Here is a 15,700-nt window from a genome sequence, read left to right on the forward strand (position 1 = left end):
GATGACAAGTGTTGAGCCAATCTTGGAGGAAGACACGTTGTTTCTTGCCTGCACCCGACCCGCTATGGTTGCGGGCGTGACGATGGAGGCCATGGGCATCAACGTCATGGCAACGACGATATTCTATCTCCTTTCTGGCTCGATTTCCTATGCTCTTGTCGGCATCGTTTTCCATTTCGTTTTTCGAGCTCTCATCAGACACGACCATAACATGTTTCGCATTGTGCTCGCATGGGTGGATACGCGTGGTCGATCTCGCAATAGCGGATATTGGGGTGGGGCAACGCTATCTCCGCTTTGCCTGATACGTCGATATGATGAAAGGGATCTCAACCTTGCCTGACATCATGAAGCTAAAGGTCCGAGAACTTCGACCGGAAATCTACATTCCTTACGTCCGTCATGTCGATGAGACGACGATTGCTCTTAACGCCGGAACGCTGATGGTGATGATCGCACTGGAAGGAGTGTCATTCGAAACGGCAGATGTGCTCGATTTGAATGGATTACACCGTGACCTCAACACCCTTTATCGCAACATCGCCGATGAGCGGCTTGCCTTATGGACGCATGTTATCAGGCGGCGGAACGACAGTTATCCGGACGGAGAATTTTCGGCAGCGTTTTCGAACGTTCTTAACGAAAAATATCGCCTCAAGATGGCTGGCGAAAACCTTTTTTGTAACGACCTTTATCTCACATTGCTCTGGTCGCCGGCCCGTCACGGGGGAGATAAAACGACCCGATTTTTTTCAAAGCTAAGACGGACGCAAAATGTCGAACTTGAGGAGGAGGCATTAAAAGATCTCCAGGACAAGGTCATTGATGTGACTGCAGGCCTGGAGCGGTTTCAGCCGCGAGTGCTTTCGCTTTATGAGCGAGGCGGGCTTGTGTATTCACAACTGAGCGAAGTTTTGCACCAACTGGTTGGTGGTAGGCGCGAGCCCGTTCCGTTGACGGAGGGGCCGGTTTCTTCCGCAATTTACTCTGATCGCGTTATCATCGGGCGAGAAACTGTCGAGATCCGGCACGAGGCTGAAAATCGCTATGCCGGTATACTGAGTTTCAAAGAATATCCAGCTCGTACCAGAACAGGCATGCTCGATGGAGTGCTCTCGAGCCCATTTGAATTTATCCTCACACAATCCTTCGCATTCATCTCCAAATCAGATGCTCGACTGATCCTGGGCTGTAAGCAAAATCAAATGCTGAGCAGCGGCGACAAGGCAGCATCCCAGATTGGTGACCTCGACCAGGCGATGGACGACCTTGAATCAAACCGATTTGTTCTGGGCGAGCATCATCTTTCGATTGCCGTCTTTGCTTCCTCTCTCAAAAATCTCGCCGATAACCTCGCCAAGGCGCGGGCAAGTCTTACCAGTGGTGGGGCCGTCGTTGCACGAGAAGATCTGGGATTGGATGCCGCCTGGTGGGCGCAGCTTCCCGGAAATTTTCGCTACCGTGCACGGTCAGGGGCGATTACATCGCGCAATTTTGCAGCGCTTTCACCTTATCATTCCTATCCGGCCGGCCAGAAGGACAATAACGAATGGGGGCCAGCTGTCGCGCTGTTGAAGACGGCTTCCGGATCACCGTTCTATTTCAATTTTCATTACGGCGATCTCGGCAATACCTTCATGTGCGGGCCGTCGGGAACCGGCAAGACAGTCATCGTCAACTTCATGCTTTCTCAACTCGAAAAACACGATCCTCACGTTGTGTTCTTCGACAAGGATCGTGGAGCCGACCTTTATGTGCGAGCTGCCGGCGGAACATATCTTCCGCTTAAAAATGGTATTGCGACCGGATGTGCTCCTTTAAAGGCGCTCGAGCTTACACCTGAAAACAAAGTGTTCCTTGCTTTTTGGGTCGGCAAACTTGTTCGTTCCAATGTTCGAGATTTGACCGTAACCGAACTGCGTGACATCGCCGCTGCAATCGATGGCCTATCAGATCTGCCTAGAGAGCGCAGAACGATTGGTGCACTACGCACATTCTTGAACAATACCGATCCTGAAGGGATCGCTGCCAGGCTTCGCCGTTGGGAACGCGAAGGGCCGCTTGGCTGGGTGTTCGACAATGACGATGACGATATTGGCCTCAACGAATTTGCCCCGATGAGGGCAGGAAGAGGTGGGAAGTTCGTCGGCTACGACATGACGGAGTTTCTCGACCATGAAGAAATCCGCACGCCCCTAATGGCCTATCTGTTTCATCGTGTCGAACAGCTGATTGACGGAAGGCGCATACTCATCGTCATCGATGAATTCTGGAAAGCGCTGCAGGACGATGGCTTTCGCGATCTGGCGCAAAACAAGCTCAAAACCATCCGCAAGCAAAATGGTCTGATGCTGTTTGCAACACAAAGCCCGCGGGATGCGATTGTCTCTCCAATTGCTCATACGATCATCGAGCAATGTCCCACGCAGATTTTCCTCCCGAATTCGCGCGGTAATCACGCTGACTATGTCGATGGGTTCAAGCTTACCGAACGTGAATACGAACTGATTGCGCGCGAATTATCAGTCGAAAGCCGGCAATTCTTGTTGAAACAGGGTCACAACAGCGTCGTTGCAGAGCTCGACCTGAACGGCCTTGATGATGAACTGGCTGTTCTTTCCGGCCGTACCGGAAATGTCGAGCTTGTCGATACGATCCGCGCTGAAATCGGAAACGATCCTGCGGACTGGCTTCCAGTTTTCCAGAAGAGAAGGAGTGCAAGTTGATGGCTTCTTATAGATGTTCTTGCGCAATGATGGCTGCAGTGCTGACCTTGTCGACAGGAGCTGCGATGGGGCAGGGCATCCCTGTCATTGATCAAACAGCGATCGCCAAACATATGGAAAGTATCGCGCAGTTGAAATCGCAGCTCAATGCTCTTCATCAGCAGATTGAGAAGGCCGAAGAGCTTTATACCTCTTTCAACAAGCTGACAGATATGGCGGATGTCGCAAAGGTTCTCAATGATCCAGCGATCCGAAAAGCCCTTCCGCCGGAATTTTCTGCCCTGGAAGGATTATTTGAAGGCAATGGCAGTGGGGCGTTGAACGATGCTGCAACAAAATTCCTCAACAAAAATACGACCTACAAAACTTCCGCTGACGATTTTTACGCAAAAGAACTGTCCCGTGTGCAGAACAAAAATGCCGGCCAGATGGGGATCGGCCAGAAAATTTACGACACAGCAACAAAACGCATCGAAGGAATTGATGAACTACGTCAGAAAATTTCCACGGCAAGTGAAGCCAAGGAAATTGCCGATTTGCAAGCAAGGCTTCTGGCCGAGCAAGCCTTTGTGCAAACCGATGTGCTGCGCATGGAAGGCTTGCGCATGGTTCAGCAGGCGCAAACGCAGGTTGATGATCAGCGCAAGGCAGAAGATTGGCGCCGTCGCATGGATGCAATGAAGGGGGCGCTGAAATGAAAAATGTCCTGATCCTGACAGCGTCCGTCCTTCTGTCTGCATGCACAGAGAAAGCTGAAGCGACCTATACGGTCGAAGAATTGTTGACCGATCACGGAATGCTGTCACGCATTCTCGACAAGTGTCGCAATAATCCAGGTGAGTTGCGCAATACGGTTAACTGCATGAATGCCGAAGCGGCCAATAGCAAGTTGCGTTTCCAGAATATGCGCAAGGCGCTTGGAGGCTAGCACCGTGTATCACGTGTTCGAGTTTATTGATGGACAATTCAAGCGGCCGTTGGAGATGTTCATATCCGATGGGACGTCGAACATTGCCGAATGGGTTTCCGGCCCGCTTACTGTTGCCGTGACCCTTTACGTTATCCTGTTTGGTTATCTTATCTTGCGGGGGTCGGTGCATGAACCCATCCTGGATTTTGCTTTTCGCGCGATCAAGCTTGCGATCATCATGACGCTGGTCAAGAACGCCAGCGAATACCAGACCTATGTCACCAATATTTTTTTCGAACAGCTGCCGCGCGAGATTTCGCAAGCTTTAAATTCCGGTGCGGCGCCGAGCGCATCGACCTTCGATAGTCTGCTGGATAAAGGACAGAACTCAGCGACCGACATCTGGTCACGATCCTCCTGGCCCATCGATATTGTAACTGGTGTTGGCGGATTATTGGTAATTGGCGTGAGCTTTCTTGTCGCGGGAATAGGCTATGTCGTTTCACTTTATGCGCGATTGGCACTAGCCATCGTGCTGGCGATCGGCCCAATCTTCATTGCATTTGCCATGTTCCAGTCGACGCGACGCTTCACAGAGGCCTGGATCGGACAAGTGGCAAATTTTGTCATTCTTCAGGTTCTTGTCGTCGCTGTTGGAGCGCTGCTGATTGCATGCCTCGACACAACTTTTACAGCAATCGAGGGCTATTCCGACGTCTTGATGCGTCCCATCGCGCTTTGTGCCATCGGCATTGCCGCTCTTTATGTCTTTTATCAGCTTCCAGGCATCGCTTCGGCTCTAGCTTCCGGCGGCGCGTCTCTGGCTTATGGCTACACAGCTTCACGCGATGCGCATGAAGGATTGCTTGCCAAGGCAACGTCGCGGAGCGCGGGGTTTGTGGCTCGCGGCACACGCATGATGAGAAGAGCATTGTGAGCGAAGGAGACCTGCTTATGACCTCGTCTGCGGCGATGAAAAACAGGTATTTGTCAGTAATCAAACCGACCTTGTTTCTCGGGATCGCGCTCGCACTTGTCAGTTGTGCGTCGCTGACAAATCCCTTGCCGAAATGCGATGGAAATGCGCGAAGACCTCTGAACCGCGCAATGTGGCAATGGGAAAGATCGAGTGCATCGCCGAAGCCCGATGCGCAAGCCATCACGCGCTTTGTCCATGAGAACAAACAATCGAGCGCTTTTGATCATTTCGATATTGATGCCTCTTTCGGCGATTGCGAGGATTGATGGTCACGACAGACAATCTCAAAAGCTATTTCGAAAAAGCGCGTCGCTTTGATCAAGACCGCATGATCGAGGTTGAGCGTTCAAATCGCTTGGCCTGGTCGATCGCAATTGCGGCCGGAATTGTTGCTGGCATATCAATCCTTGCAGTTGCAAGCCTTGCGCCGCTGAAAACTGTCGAACCTTTCGTGGTTCGCGTCGACAATTCCACCGGGATCGTTGATGTCGTTTCCGCGCTGTCGGCGACTGCTGGTACTTACGACGAAGCCGTGACCAAATATTTTGCAGCAAAATATGTTCGTGGACGCGAAGGCTACGTCTGGAGCGAAGCCCAGGAAAATTTTCGAACAATTGCGCTTCTATCCACACAGGCAGAACAGGCGCGGTTTGCGGCCACTTATCGCGGCAGCAACCCGCAATCACCACAAAATGTCTATGGCCGCTCTGCCACGGTGCGGATTAACATCGTCTCCATCGCGCTCATCAATCAAAACGTGGTGTCGGTACGCTACATACGTAGCCTAACGCGCGGTGAAGAAGTCCGGACAACTCATTTTGTTGCGACCCTTACCTATTCCTACGCCAACGCTCCCATGTCATCGACAGACCGACTGGTGAACCCGCTTGGTTTCGCGGTTAGTGAATATCGTGCAGATCCGGAGGCAATCGATTGATGCGTTTTCCAATCATTGTCACATTTTTTCTGGCTTCATCCGCTTCCAGTGTCCTCGCGTTGGAGATACCAACAACAGCATCGCAGGACAGTCGTGTCCGTTTTGTCAGTTATCAGCCCTACAATATCACAAGGATCATCGGATCCTTGCGCTCCTCGGTTCAAGTCGAGTTTGCCCGGGATGAGGAAATTGCACATGTGGCGCTTGGCAACAGCGTCGCCTGGGAAGTCGCACCAGCCGGTAATATCCTGTTTTTAAAACCACGAGAAAACCAGCCGGTTACCAATATCTCCGTTGTAACGACACGTCGGGACGGGTCTACGCGCAGTTACCAGATGGAACTTAAGGTGCGGGAGGGTTCGGTAGAAGTCGGAGAGAATACTTACTTTTACGTGAAATTCCGATATCCACACGACGAAGCTGAACTGCGTCGCCAGCAAGCTGCGGCTCAGGCGCGCACAGCCCAAGCCAGAGATGCTGATAATGTGCTGTCGCTTCACGAGGCATATGGTCCGCGCAATTGGCGCTACTCCGCACAAGGGGCACAGGCACTGGAGCCGCAAAGCGTCTACGACAACGGTAAAATCACAACATTCTCCTTTGCGGGTAATCAGGAAATGCCTGCAATCTATATGGAAAATTCTGACGGTTCGGAGAGCCTCGTGCCCAAAACTGTCGATGGCAATCTGGTCATGGTCCATACGTTAAGCCGCAAATTCATTCTGCGACGGGGCAAAGATGTGCTGTGCGTATTCAATGAAGCCTATGACCGGGTTGGCATCAACCCTGCCACAAACACGACGTCTCCGTCCGTTGAACGCATCGTGAAACCGGTTCTGGCGGGACAGGGGAAGTGAGTAAGATGGCCGAGAATGAGGAAGACAAGATCCCTGGTGAGCGCGCCGAAACGGTTACGGCTACACGCATCGACAATAATCCTGTTCTCAAGCGCGGGGCTGTTGCACTCGCCATTGTGTTGTTCATTGGCTTTGCTCTTTGGTCGACATCTGGAAGCAAAACAAAGGATAACAATAGCCAGACCGAGCGCGTCGTGATCCGCCAAACAACACCCTTTGAGGCGGCAAGAGAAAAGACAGAACCGGTTGAAGAAAAGCCGGAGGTAAAACTGCCAACACCGGTCCTTGAAGAACCTATGCCCGAAGTGGACGAATTGCTTGATGCCGCCCGTCGTGCGCCCGTCATGGCTTATAGCGGAGGGCAGAAAAATTCGCCCTCACGAGGCGGAGGGGGGAACGGTAATAATGCGGTAGAAGATAGGAATTTTATACCGATCGACGGCAATTTTATTGGCCAGAACCAGCAGAATGCCGATGAACAACGGTTCGAAAATCTGCTGCGGCCGACCCGACTTGAGGGTTCGCGCGCCGGTACGCTCGCAAATCGTGATTTCATCATCGCCATGGGGACTTCCATCCCTTGTGTGCTCGAAACGGCACTTGCCTCGGATCAGCCGGGCTTTGCAAGCTGTGTGATCAACCGCGACGTTTTATCCGATAACGGCCGCGTGGTGCTGATGGAAAAAGGAACCCAGTTTGTCGGGGAATATCGTGGTGGTCTCCAACGGGGTCAAAAACGTCTGTTCGTTCTTTGGAACAGGGCGAAAACGCCTCAAGGTGTGATCGTCACGCTTGCCTCGCCAGCAACCGATACGCTTGGCCGCGCTGGCGTTGGTGGGCAGGTCGATACGCATTGGTGGGAGCGCTTTGGTAGTGCGCTTCTCCTTTCCGTCGTCGGCGATGCGACAAGTTACGCGAGCAGTCGTCTGCAAGACGGCAATTTTGATGCACAAAATACCGCGGATGCCGGCAAACAGGCTGCTGCCATTGCAGTAGAGCAATCAATTAATATTGCCCCGACACTCCACAAGCATCAGGGGGAATTGGTCTCCATCTTTGTCGCTCGCGATCTCGATTTTGCAGGCGTTTACCAGCTCCGTGTAACCGAACCTAGAAATCGCATTCTCGATCGGGCAGCTTTGGGTGATTTCCACCCGCCATCGACGCTTGTGACAAAATAGGTAGACAAATGGCTGAAGCCCAGGACAGCGCCGTCGTTCGTGAACTTCTAAAGCCTCTCGCGGTCTTCCTGAATGATTGCTCGTTATATGAGATCATTGTCAATCATCCGGGTCAGGTGCTGACGGAAGGGCCGGGTGGTTGGCAGATACACAATCTTTCTGGGCTTTCCTTTGAAAAACTCATGCGCCTTTCCCGGGCGGTGGCAAGCTTTTCCCATCAAACCATCAATGAAACGCGACCGATACTTTCGGCAACACTTCCAAATGGCGAGCGAATTCAAATTGTCATTCCACCGGCCACCACGAAGGGAACGGTCAGCATCACAATTCGGAAGCCATCATCGCTTGATTTTACGCTTGATGATCTGGACGCCAATGGCTTTTTCTCTCAGACGCAAACAAGCTTCCGTACCCTTTCAAAAGAGCAAGAACGTTTACAAGAACTCTACAAAAAAGGGCAATTCAAGGAGTTTCTTCGTCAAGCTGTTATCGCGCGGAAAAATATTATTATCTCTGGCGCGACGGGATCTGCAAAAACCACTCTTTCAAAAGCTCTTATCAAGCATATTCCACAACACGAGCGTGTCATTTCGATTGAAGACAGCCCGGAACTTATAATTTCCCAACCAAATCAGGTGCGTCTGTTTTATTCGAAGGGTTCGCAGGGACTATCAAATGCAGGTCCGAAGGAATTGCTCGAATCGTGCCTGCGAATGCGTCCCGATCGTATATTGCTGCAGGAACTGAGAGACGGAAGCGCGTTTTATTATATTCGCAATATCAACTCGGGCCATCCAGGATCCATCACAACAGTTCATGCAGATTCTGCCAGACTAGCCTTCGAGCAACTGACTTTGCTGGTCAAGGAATCGGAAGGGGGAAGCGCACTCGAACGCGCTGACATCCGACGTATGCTGGAGATTTCGGTTGATGTTATTGTGCAATGTAAACGATCGAATGGAACGTTCCGCGCTGCTGAAATTTACTTCTCCGGCTGTGCGAACGATTGAGCACAATTGGCGGCGTAATAATGATTTTTCCTACTTTCTCGTCGTCCCAATTGGAACCTTTGCCACGCTGATCTCGCGTTTAATCGATTCTATTGTCGCGGTTGGTTTTTTTGGGTTGGCAGCAGCCTTACCGATCGCATAAGCAACGAGGAGCAGGTTCTAGGAGTGCTTGTAATTGTTGCAAGCCTTTCATGAACCTATTCTGCATCAAGGGAGGCCATGATGGCGAAGTGGGTGTACACGTTCGGCGACGGCAAGGCAGAAGGCGCGGCAAGCGACCGCAATCTTCTCGGTGGCAAGGGAGCGAACCTGGCTGAGATGAGCAGCCTTGGTCTTCCGGTGCCTCCAGGCTTTACCATCACGACCGAAGTCTGCACCTATTATTACGATCATGAGCGTACCTATCCGACTGAACTGAACGATCAGGTTCAGGCGGCTCTGGCCCATATCGCAAAAGTGACGGAGCGTAATTTTGGCGATGCCGAAAAGCCGCTTCTGGTGTCGGTGCGTTCCGGTGCCCGTGCTTCCATGCCGGGCATGATGGATACGGTGCTCAATCTCGGCCTCAATGACGAGACGGTGCAGGCTATCGCCCGCGAAGCGGGTGACGAGCGTTTTGCCTATGACAGCTACCGTCGCTTCATCCAGATGTATTCGGATGTCGTGCTGGGTGTTGATCATGGCTTCTTTGAAGAAATTCTCGAAGACAAGAAGGCCGATCTCGGCATTGAGGTCGATACGGCGCTGACGGCCGAAGACTGGAAGGGGGTCATCGCCTCTTACAAGGCTAAGGTCGAGGAAGAACTCGGCCAGCCTTTCCCGCAAGACCCACGCGAACAGCTCTGGGGCGCTATAGGCGCCGTTTTCTCAAGCTGGATGAATGCGCGCGCCATCACCTATCGTCGTTTGCACAATATCCCGGCGGCCTGGGGCACGGCGGTTAATGTGCAGGCGATGGTGTTCGGCAATATGGGTGAAACCTCTGCGACTGGCGTTGCCTTCACACGCAATCCTTCGACAGGCGAGAAGAGACTTTATGGTGAGTTCCTCGTCAATGCGCAGGGTGAAGATGTCGTTGCCGGTATTCGCACGCCGCAGAACATCACGGAAGAAGCGCGCATTGCGGCCGGTTCCGACAAACCGTCGCTTGAAAAGGTAATGCCGGAAGCATTCGCTGAATTCCTCAAGGTCGCTGACCGGCTGGAACAGCATTATCGCGACATGCAGGACCTCGAATTCACCATCGAACGTGGCAAATTGTGGATGCTCCAGACCCGCTCAGGCAAGCGCACTGCAAAGGCAGCGTTGAAGATGGCCGTCGAAATGGCAGGCGAAGGCCTCATTTCCGAGGAAGAAGCGGTACTGCGCGTCGATCCGGCCGCGCTTGACCAGCTTCTGCACCCGACCATTGACCCGCGTGCGGAGCGTCAGATCATTGGTCAGGGCCTCCCAGCGTCGCCGGGCGCTGCAACGGGCGAAATCGTCTTCTCTTCGGAAGAAGCCGAACAGGCAAAGTCGGAGGGCCGCAAGGTCATTCTCGTTCGCATCGAGACCAGCCCGGAAGATATTCACGGCATGCACGCGGCAGAAGGCATTCTGACGACGCGCGGCGGCATGACCAGTCACGCAGCTGTCGTCGCACGCGGCATGGGCAAGCCATGCGTTTCCGGTGCGGGGTCGCTTCGCGTTGACTATCGCAATGGCGTCATGCTTGCAGCAGGCCAGACTTTCAAGAAGGGCGATGTCGTCACCGTCGATGGTGGCACCGGGCAGGTCCTGAAAGGCGCTGTCGCCATGTTGCAGCCCGAGCTTTCCGGCGATTTCGGCAGGCTGATGGAATGGGCTGACCGGACCCGCCGGATGAAGGTTCGCGCCAATGCAGAAACCCCGGCGGATGCCCGCACGGCGCGTTCGTTTGGTGCGGAAGGCATAGGCCTCTGCCGGACTGAACACATGTTCTTCGATGGAAGCCGCATTGTCGCCATGCGCGAAATGATCCTTTCCGACAATGAAGAAGGCCGCCGCACGGCTCTCGCAAAGCTTTTGCCGATGCAGCGTTCGGATTTCGTCGAACTTTTCGAGATCATGAAGGGGCTCCCGGTTACGATCCGTCTGCTTGATCCGCCATTGCACGAGTTCCTGCCGCATACGGACGAGGAAGTCGCAGAGGTTGCCCGGTCGATGGGTGTCGATGCGACAAAGCTGCGCGAACGCGCGGATGCCCTGCATGAATTCAACCCGATGCTGGGCCATCGCGGCTGCCGTCTGGCTGTATCCTATCCGGAAATTGCGGAAATGCAGGCGCGGGCGATTTTTGAAGCTGCCGTTGAAGCAGGTAAGAAAACCGGCGAGCACGTGGTGCCGGAAGTGATGGTGCCGCTGGTCGGTCTGAAAGCCGAACTCGATTTCGTCAAGGCGCGCATCGATGCCGTTGCCAAGGAAGTCATGGCCGAGGCAGGCGTCAAGATCGACTATATGGTCGGCACGATGATCGAACTGCCGCGTGCGGCCTTGCGCGCTGCGGAAATCGCCGAAACGGCTGAGTTCTTCTCGTTTGGCACCAATGATTTGACGCAAACGACATTCGGCATTTCACGCGACGATGCGTCGTCGTTCCTGACCTCCTATCAGCAGCGTGGCGTGATCGAACAGGACCCGTTCGTGTCGCTCGATCTCGAAGGCGTTGGTGAACTGGTGGAAATTGCCGCTGAACGCGGACGAAAGACCCGCGAAAAACTGAAGCTCGGCATCTGCGGCGAGCATGGTGGTGATCCGGCGTCGATCGCCTTCTGCGAAAAGACAGGTCTCGACTATGTTTCCTGTTCGCCGTTCCGTGTGCCGATTGCCCGTCTTGCCGCTGCGCAGTCGGCCATACGCAAGGTTTGACAGCACGCCACAATTTGGCTTAGCTGCCGGAATAATCTCCGGTGGTTAAGCCATTTTCAGAAGATATTGTCATGCTTCGTTTTATTGCTTCGGCAGGAGCCGTCATTCTCGCCACGACTGGCATTGCCAGCGCATACGATATCTCGCCGCAGGAGCGCGCGGAGAATAAGGCTGCGCACGACACGATCAAAATCGTTGAGCCGCAACTGCGTATCGCGCGCGGTGGCGATACAGCGCCACAGGTAGCGCTGACGCTTGATGCCTGCATGGGCAAGACTGACCATCGCATTCTGGACATTCTGGTGCAGAACCGTATTCCAGCGACGATCTTCGTGACGGGGCGATGGATAAAGCAGAACCTGGCAGCCATGGCGGTTTTGAAGGCCAATTCCGATCTGTTCGATATCGAGAACCATGGCGCAATGCATGTTCCGGCCATTACCAACGAGCCGAAAATGTATGGCATCAAGACAGCAGGATCACTTGAGGCGGTTTATCTGGAAATTGATGCCGGCGCGACGGCGATTACTGATGCCGGAGTGTCGAAGCCTGTCTGGTATCGCGATGCGACTGCCCGTTATTCGACCGATGCCATCAAGCTGGCAACAAGCATGGGCTACAAGATCGGTGGCTATTCGCTGAATGGCGATCAGGGCGCCTCGTTGCTGGCGCCGACGGTTGAGCGCCGCATCGCTGCTGCGCGTGACGGCGACGTCATCATCTCGCATATCAATCAACCAACGCGGTCGGCGGGTGAAGGGGTGGCCAAAGGCGTTCTGGCCTTGAAAGCGAAGGGGATGAAATTCGTGCGACTCAAGGATGTCGAGACGATGATGACACTCAACCCGGTTGCTCCGCACAATCTTCATGCGGGCGTTCCAAAGCCTGTAGCGCCGAAATAACCCCGTTCAGGCGCCGTTGACTTTCTCCTTCGGGGAAAGACTTTTCATGACGGCGGCGTAGTTGCGGCCAAGGCTTTCAAAAACGGCATTTTCGCCCGTGGGCGGTTCAACGGACAACGTCGTGCCGTCGTTGCGCAATGTGACGAAGATAACCTGATCTTCCGGTTGCCCGGCAATGGCAATTGCACCTATGCGTTGTGCTTCGCTGGTGTCGAGAGCAGGCATATTGAACAGAACTTCGCCGCCCACACGTTCTGCGGCCTTGGCGAGCGCGGAATCAAAACCTTCGATAAGGACGTCGATGGCTCCAAGCGCAAACTCCAGTTCGACGGCTTCGAGCGTCATCGCATCCTCGGCGGTTGTGCCGTCCGATGACTGGTTGCCATTTTGAAGGGCACGATCCATTCCGTCCTCTCCGACGATTGCAATATAAGCCCCCACATACGCAATCATGCCTTCTGTTAGCGGTTGCTGCAATGCCTTTTTATTTGATTTACCTAGCTTTTTCTCACTTATTCTTAAAGCTGGTGATCTTTGCAGGCTAAGAACGCATCCCGAAAAGTGCAAAACGGTTTTCGGATCAGATGCGTGCTGAACAAACAATTGGAGCGCCAATCTGCCGTAATCAGATTGAATTGCGCCCCTGGAGGGTGCTGCCTCTAATGCGATTTGCCTAATCTATCAAGCACGCCAAACGTGCATTAGTTATTGCTTTTGTAGATCGCTAAATATTCCCCCGACAGGTTTTGATCGCGGTCAATGCTCTTTCATCCCGAATCTTCGACGTTCTCCTCATCACAAGGGAATTGGTGTCGGAGGGCACATGAAACTGATCTGGAAAGCGGCGGTCGGCGGCGCGGGTGCGCTAGCCGCAGCTTGGCTCTTTGCGCTTTCAACACCCCATTGGCTGACGGCGAAACACGAAGCCGCCGTCGATGTCACCGACAAGGCTTTGATCGAAAAAGGCGAGTATGTCGCCCATGCGGGAGACTGCGCTGCGTGCCATACGGCTCCGGGAGGCAAGGCGTTTGCGGGCGGGCTTGGCATGCAGACGCCGCTTGGCACGATTTATTCCACGAACATCACGCCAGACAGCAAAACCGGTATCGGTGGCTACAGCTATGCCGACTTCGAGCGCGCCGTACGGCAGGGGGTGCGTCAGGATAATGTCCATCTTTATCCGGCAATGCCCTTTGTTTCCTATACGGTCGTGAATGACGAGGAGATGAAGGCGCTTTATGCGTTCTTCATGTCGAAGGTGGAGCCGGTATAACAGGATAACCAGCCCAGCACTTTGCCGTGGCCAACCAACATGCGCTGGCCACTCGCCTACTGGCAGCTTTTCTTTCGAAATTCGCGTTCGTTTGAGATTGCAGCCGACACCGATCCGGTGATCGCACGCGGCGCTTATCTGGTCGAGGGGCTCGGTCATTGCGGCGCGTGCCATACGCCACGTGGTCTCGCCTATGAAGAAAAAGCGGTGAAGAACGATCCGAAGGGCAAGTTCCTGTCCGGTTCGGTTCTGGAAGGCTGGTATGCGAAAAACCTGCGCGATCAGGATACAGGCCTTTCGAGCTGGGCCGAAGACGAGATCGTCACCTTCCTCAAGACCGGGCGTACCGATCGCACAGCGGCGTTCGGCTCGATGGCCGATGTCGTGCAGCATTCGACCCAATATCTTGCGGAAGATGATTTGCGCGCAATTGCCCGTTATTTGAAGTCGCTGCCACCAAGCGAAGGACGCGAACGTGAATGGCAACAGAAGGAAGATGTGACGACGGCGGCCCTCAAGGTGGGAGATTTCAGTGCACCGGGCGCTCTGTCCTATGTCGAGCAATGTTCGGTCTGCCATCGTATGGACGGCAAGGGTGCACCGCGCATCTATCCGGCGCTTGCTGGCAATTCGATTGTCTTTGCCGATGATCCAAGCTCGCTCATTCAGGTCACTCTGACCGGGGGCAGGACGCCTGACACGCCAGCGGACAAGATGGCTTTCACCATGCCGGGCTTTGCCGATCTTCCAAACTGGCAGGTCGCCGAAATCCTGAACTTCATTCGCAACGGCTGGGGCAACCACGGCGCTGCCATAACGGAGCAGGATATCGCGCGTATGCGGCGTGAAATCGCTCACAAGCCCGTCCATTACGTTCCGGAGAACAAGCAATGAAAACCAGTACGATTGTCGTTCTTGGTGGCAGTTTTGCCGTGGCAGTAACGGGCGGCGCATTCCTCTTCAATCACCTGCGGCCTTCGCTGGATGCCCCGGCTCCCAAAGCCTATGCGGTTCTGGACAAGGATAAAAATCAGGTCGGAACCTATGTCATCCCGCCGGACCGTGACATTCTCAAGCAACCGAACGCGCCTGAAATCATGCACGGCAAGCGGTTGCTCAACGAAACCGCGCGGCTTCTGCCCGACAATGTCGGCAACGGTCTGAATTGCAACTCCTGCCACATGGGGCAGGGCAAGATGGATAATGTCGCTTCCTATATCAACAGCAGCAACTTCTATCCCGCCGTCATGCCCCGTGCAGGCAAGGAAGTCGATCTGGTGATGCGCATCAATGGCTGCTTCCAGCGTTCGATGAACGGCAAACCGCTACCGCCTGAGGGGGCCGACATGAAGGCGATGGTCGCCTATATGGACTGGCTTCGGCAGGATGTGAAAAAGGGCACCAAAGTGGCGATCCGCAATGCCGGTCCCATCGATGAAAGCCTTGTTCCCGATCCAGTCAATGGCGCCAGAATCTATGCCGCACAATGCTCGACCAGTCATGGCGCGGGTGGCGAAGGCATGAAGGACCAGGCCGGTGACTATATCTTCCCGCCGCTCTGGGGGGATGAAAGCTTCAACATCGGAGCCGGACTGGCCCGGACTTACAAGGCGGCGCAGTTCGTCAAATATGCGATGCCGCCAGCCCAGAACTACAATCTGCCCATCGGGCAGGGCGATGTCCTGACCGATCAGGAAGCCATTGATGTGTCGGAATATTTCACCCACATGCCGCGTCCCGACTTCGCAGGCAAGGTGAAGGACTGGCCCAACATGAAGAAGCCGAAAGATGCGCGTTACTAGAGCATTTCCAGCAAAAGTGCGAAGCGGTTTTGCGTGGGACAATGCGACGAAACAAATAGTTAGGGCGGTTCCGGCAACTCAGTTTTGACCGGAGCTGCTCTAAATGACATCGCCAGGAAAAGTGCCCCGCCATGTCCAAGCCAGGTGGGGCATTTGAATTTCTACGCCGAAGTTTTGCCGATCGAAAATCTCTCTGCTATTCATACTGTGTGAAAACAGAGAGACAGAGCGGCTCCA

The 15,700-nt window shown here is 53.9% G+C and carries 16 protein-coding genes; 15 read left to right on the forward strand and 1 reads right to left on the reverse strand.

The features are described from left to right. Window position 1 precedes the first annotated feature (1 nt). The 12 genes from ABDF71_RS04650 to ABDF71_RS04705 all read left to right on the forward strand — a co-directional run bounded on the left by ABDF71_RS04650 (window position 2) and on the right by ABDF71_RS04705 (window position 12,388). On the forward strand, window positions 2–343 hold the full coding sequence (locus tag ABDF71_RS04650) for a VirB3 family type IV secretion system protein (protein ID WP_500061145.1): 342 nt from the start codon (window positions 2–4) through the stop codon (window positions 341–343). Further along, window positions 318–2,726: a VirB4 family type IV secretion/conjugal transfer ATPase gene (locus ABDF71_RS04655; protein WP_192800207.1), complete on the forward strand. Its 2,409-nt coding sequence runs from the start codon at window positions 318–320 to the stop codon at window positions 2,724–2,726. Before ABDF71_RS04650 ends, ABDF71_RS04655 begins: the two co-directional genes overlap by 26 nt. Continuing rightward, the gene (virB5, locus tag ABDF71_RS04660) at window positions 2,726–3,424 is read left to right on the forward strand and encodes a P-type DNA transfer protein VirB5 (protein WP_151662756.1); all 699 of its coding nucleotides are present in this window, start codon (window positions 2,726–2,728) and stop codon (window positions 3,422–3,424) included. The genes ABDF71_RS04655 and virB5 overlap by 1 nt, the downstream gene beginning before the upstream one ends. Beyond that, window positions 3,421–3,654 carry an EexN family lipoprotein gene (locus ABDF71_RS04665; protein WP_012090934.1) on the forward strand — a complete coding sequence of 78 codons (234 nt, stop codon included), beginning with the start codon at window positions 3,421–3,423 and terminating at the stop codon, window positions 3,652–3,654. Before virB5 ends, ABDF71_RS04665 begins: the two co-directional genes overlap by 4 nt. Before the next feature lie 4 nt (window positions 3,655–3,658). Beyond that, window positions 3,659–4,573 carry a TrbL/VirB6 family protein gene (locus ABDF71_RS04670; RefSeq protein ID WP_040129683.1) on the forward strand — a complete coding sequence of 305 codons (915 nt, stop codon included), beginning with the start codon at window positions 3,659–3,661 and terminating at the stop codon, window positions 4,571–4,573. Between the two features lie 35 nt (window positions 4,574–4,608). Further along, complete coding sequence (locus ABDF71_RS04675; RefSeq protein ID WP_080728170.1) at window positions 4,609–4,881, forward strand: hypothetical protein; 273 nt, start codon at window positions 4,609–4,611, stop codon at window positions 4,879–4,881. Beyond that, window positions 4,881–5,552, forward strand: a complete 672-nt coding sequence (locus ABDF71_RS04680) for a VirB8 family type IV secretion system protein (protein ID WP_094513449.1) — start codon at window positions 4,881–4,883, stop codon at window positions 5,550–5,552. Before ABDF71_RS04675 ends, ABDF71_RS04680 begins: the two co-directional genes overlap by 1 nt. Then, complete coding sequence (gene virB9 / locus ABDF71_RS04685; protein WP_500061148.1) at window positions 5,552–6,409, forward strand: P-type conjugative transfer protein VirB9; 858 nt, start codon at window positions 5,552–5,554, stop codon at window positions 6,407–6,409. The genes ABDF71_RS04680 and virB9 overlap by 1 nt, the downstream gene beginning before the upstream one ends. Window positions 6,410–6,414: 5 nt before the next feature. Beyond that, window positions 6,415–7,590 carry a type IV secretion system protein VirB10 gene (gene virB10, locus ABDF71_RS04690; protein ID WP_151662758.1) on the forward strand — a complete coding sequence of 392 codons (1,176 nt, stop codon included), beginning with the start codon at window positions 6,415–6,417 and terminating at the stop codon, window positions 7,588–7,590. Window positions 7,591–7,598: 8 nt separating this feature from the next. Further along, window positions 7,599–8,600: a P-type DNA transfer ATPase VirB11 gene (virB11, locus tag ABDF71_RS04695; protein ID WP_151662759.1), complete on the forward strand. Its 1,002-nt coding sequence runs from the start codon at window positions 7,599–7,601 to the stop codon at window positions 8,598–8,600. Between the two features lie 222 nt (window positions 8,601–8,822). Next, window positions 8,823–11,486, forward strand: a complete 2,664-nt coding sequence (gene ppdK / locus ABDF71_RS04700; RefSeq protein ID WP_012090941.1) for a pyruvate, phosphate dikinase — start codon at window positions 8,823–8,825, stop codon at window positions 11,484–11,486. A 71-nt stretch (window positions 11,487–11,557) separates the two neighbouring features. Next, window positions 11,558–12,388, forward strand: coding sequence for a polysaccharide deacetylase family protein (locus tag ABDF71_RS04705; protein WP_151615777.1), 831 nt, complete (start codon window positions 11,558–11,560; stop codon window positions 12,386–12,388). A gap of 6 nt (window positions 12,389–12,394) precedes the next feature. On the opposite strand, the gene ABDF71_RS04710 is transcribed toward ABDF71_RS04705, so the two are convergent. Further along, on the reverse strand, window positions 12,395–12,793 hold the full coding sequence (locus tag ABDF71_RS04710; RefSeq protein ID WP_094513442.1) for a hypothetical protein: 399 nt from the start codon (window positions 12,791–12,793) through the stop codon (window positions 12,395–12,397). Window positions 12,794–13,211: 418 nt separating this feature from the next. Between ABDF71_RS04710 and ABDF71_RS04715 the strand changes: the two genes are divergently transcribed. From ABDF71_RS04715 to ABDF71_RS04725, 3 genes are read left to right on the forward strand one after another with little or no spacing between them, the layout of a single operon-like run. Beyond that, window positions 13,212–13,661: a c-type cytochrome gene (locus ABDF71_RS04715; protein WP_235918364.1), complete on the forward strand. Its 450-nt coding sequence runs from the start codon at window positions 13,212–13,214 to the stop codon at window positions 13,659–13,661. Between the two features lie 39 nt (window positions 13,662–13,700). After that, entirely contained in the window at window positions 13,701–14,555 is an 855-nt protein-coding gene (locus tag ABDF71_RS04720; protein WP_235918365.1) for a c-type cytochrome, read from the forward strand. Then, the gene (locus ABDF71_RS04725; RefSeq protein ID WP_151662760.1) at window positions 14,552–15,463 is read left to right on the forward strand and encodes a c-type cytochrome; all 912 of its coding nucleotides are present in this window, start codon (window positions 14,552–14,554) and stop codon (window positions 15,461–15,463) included. The genes ABDF71_RS04720 and ABDF71_RS04725 overlap by 4 nt, the downstream gene beginning before the upstream one ends. Window positions 15,464–15,700: the final 237 nt, after the last annotated feature.

This window comes from Ochrobactrum sp. WV_118_8, assembly GCF_039631535.1.
Classification (GTDB): Bacteria; Pseudomonadota; Alphaproteobacteria; order Rhizobiales; family Rhizobiaceae; genus Brucella; species Brucella anthropi.

Coding starts and splice junctions, on each gene's coding strand:
- ABDF71_RS04650 (WP_500061145.1), top strand. CDS start 2: ATGACAAGTGTTGAGCCAATCTTGGAGGAAGACACGTTGTTTCTTGCC.
- ABDF71_RS04655 (WP_192800207.1), top strand. CDS start 318: ATGAAAGGGATCTCAACCTTGCCTGACATCATGAAGCTAAAGGTCCGA.
- virB5 (WP_151662756.1), top strand. CDS start 2,726: ATGGCTTCTTATAGATGTTCTTGCGCAATGATGGCTGCAGTGCTGACC.
- ABDF71_RS04665 (WP_012090934.1), top strand. CDS start 3,421: ATGAAAAATGTCCTGATCCTGACAGCGTCCGTCCTTCTGTCTGCATGC.
- ABDF71_RS04675 (WP_080728170.1), top strand. CDS start 4,609: ATGAAAAACAGGTATTTGTCAGTAATCAAACCGACCTTGTTTCTCGGG.
- ABDF71_RS04680 (WP_094513449.1), top strand. CDS start 4,881: ATGGTCACGACAGACAATCTCAAAAGCTATTTCGAAAAAGCGCGTCGC.
- virB9 (WP_500061148.1), top strand. CDS start 5,552: ATGCGTTTTCCAATCATTGTCACATTTTTTCTGGCTTCATCCGCTTCC.
- virB10 (WP_151662758.1), top strand. CDS start 6,415: ATGGCCGAGAATGAGGAAGACAAGATCCCTGGTGAGCGCGCCGAAACG.
- virB11 (WP_151662759.1), top strand. CDS start 7,599: ATGGCTGAAGCCCAGGACAGCGCCGTCGTTCGTGAACTTCTAAAGCCT.
- ppdK (WP_012090941.1), top strand. CDS start 8,823: ATGGCGAAGTGGGTGTACACGTTCGGCGACGGCAAGGCAGAAGGCGCG.
- ABDF71_RS04705 (WP_151615777.1), top strand. CDS start 11,558: ATGCTTCGTTTTATTGCTTCGGCAGGAGCCGTCATTCTCGCCACGACT.
- ABDF71_RS04710 (WP_094513442.1), bottom strand. CDS start 12,793: ATGGATCGTGCCCTTCAAAATGGCAACCAGTCATCGGACGGCACAACC.
- ABDF71_RS04715 (WP_235918364.1), top strand. CDS start 13,212: ATGAAACTGATCTGGAAAGCGGCGGTCGGCGGCGCGGGTGCGCTAGCC.
- ABDF71_RS04720 (WP_235918365.1), top strand. CDS start 13,701: ATGCGCTGGCCACTCGCCTACTGGCAGCTTTTCTTTCGAAATTCGCGT.
- ABDF71_RS04725 (WP_151662760.1), top strand. CDS start 14,552: ATGAAAACCAGTACGATTGTCGTTCTTGGTGGCAGTTTTGCCGTGGCA.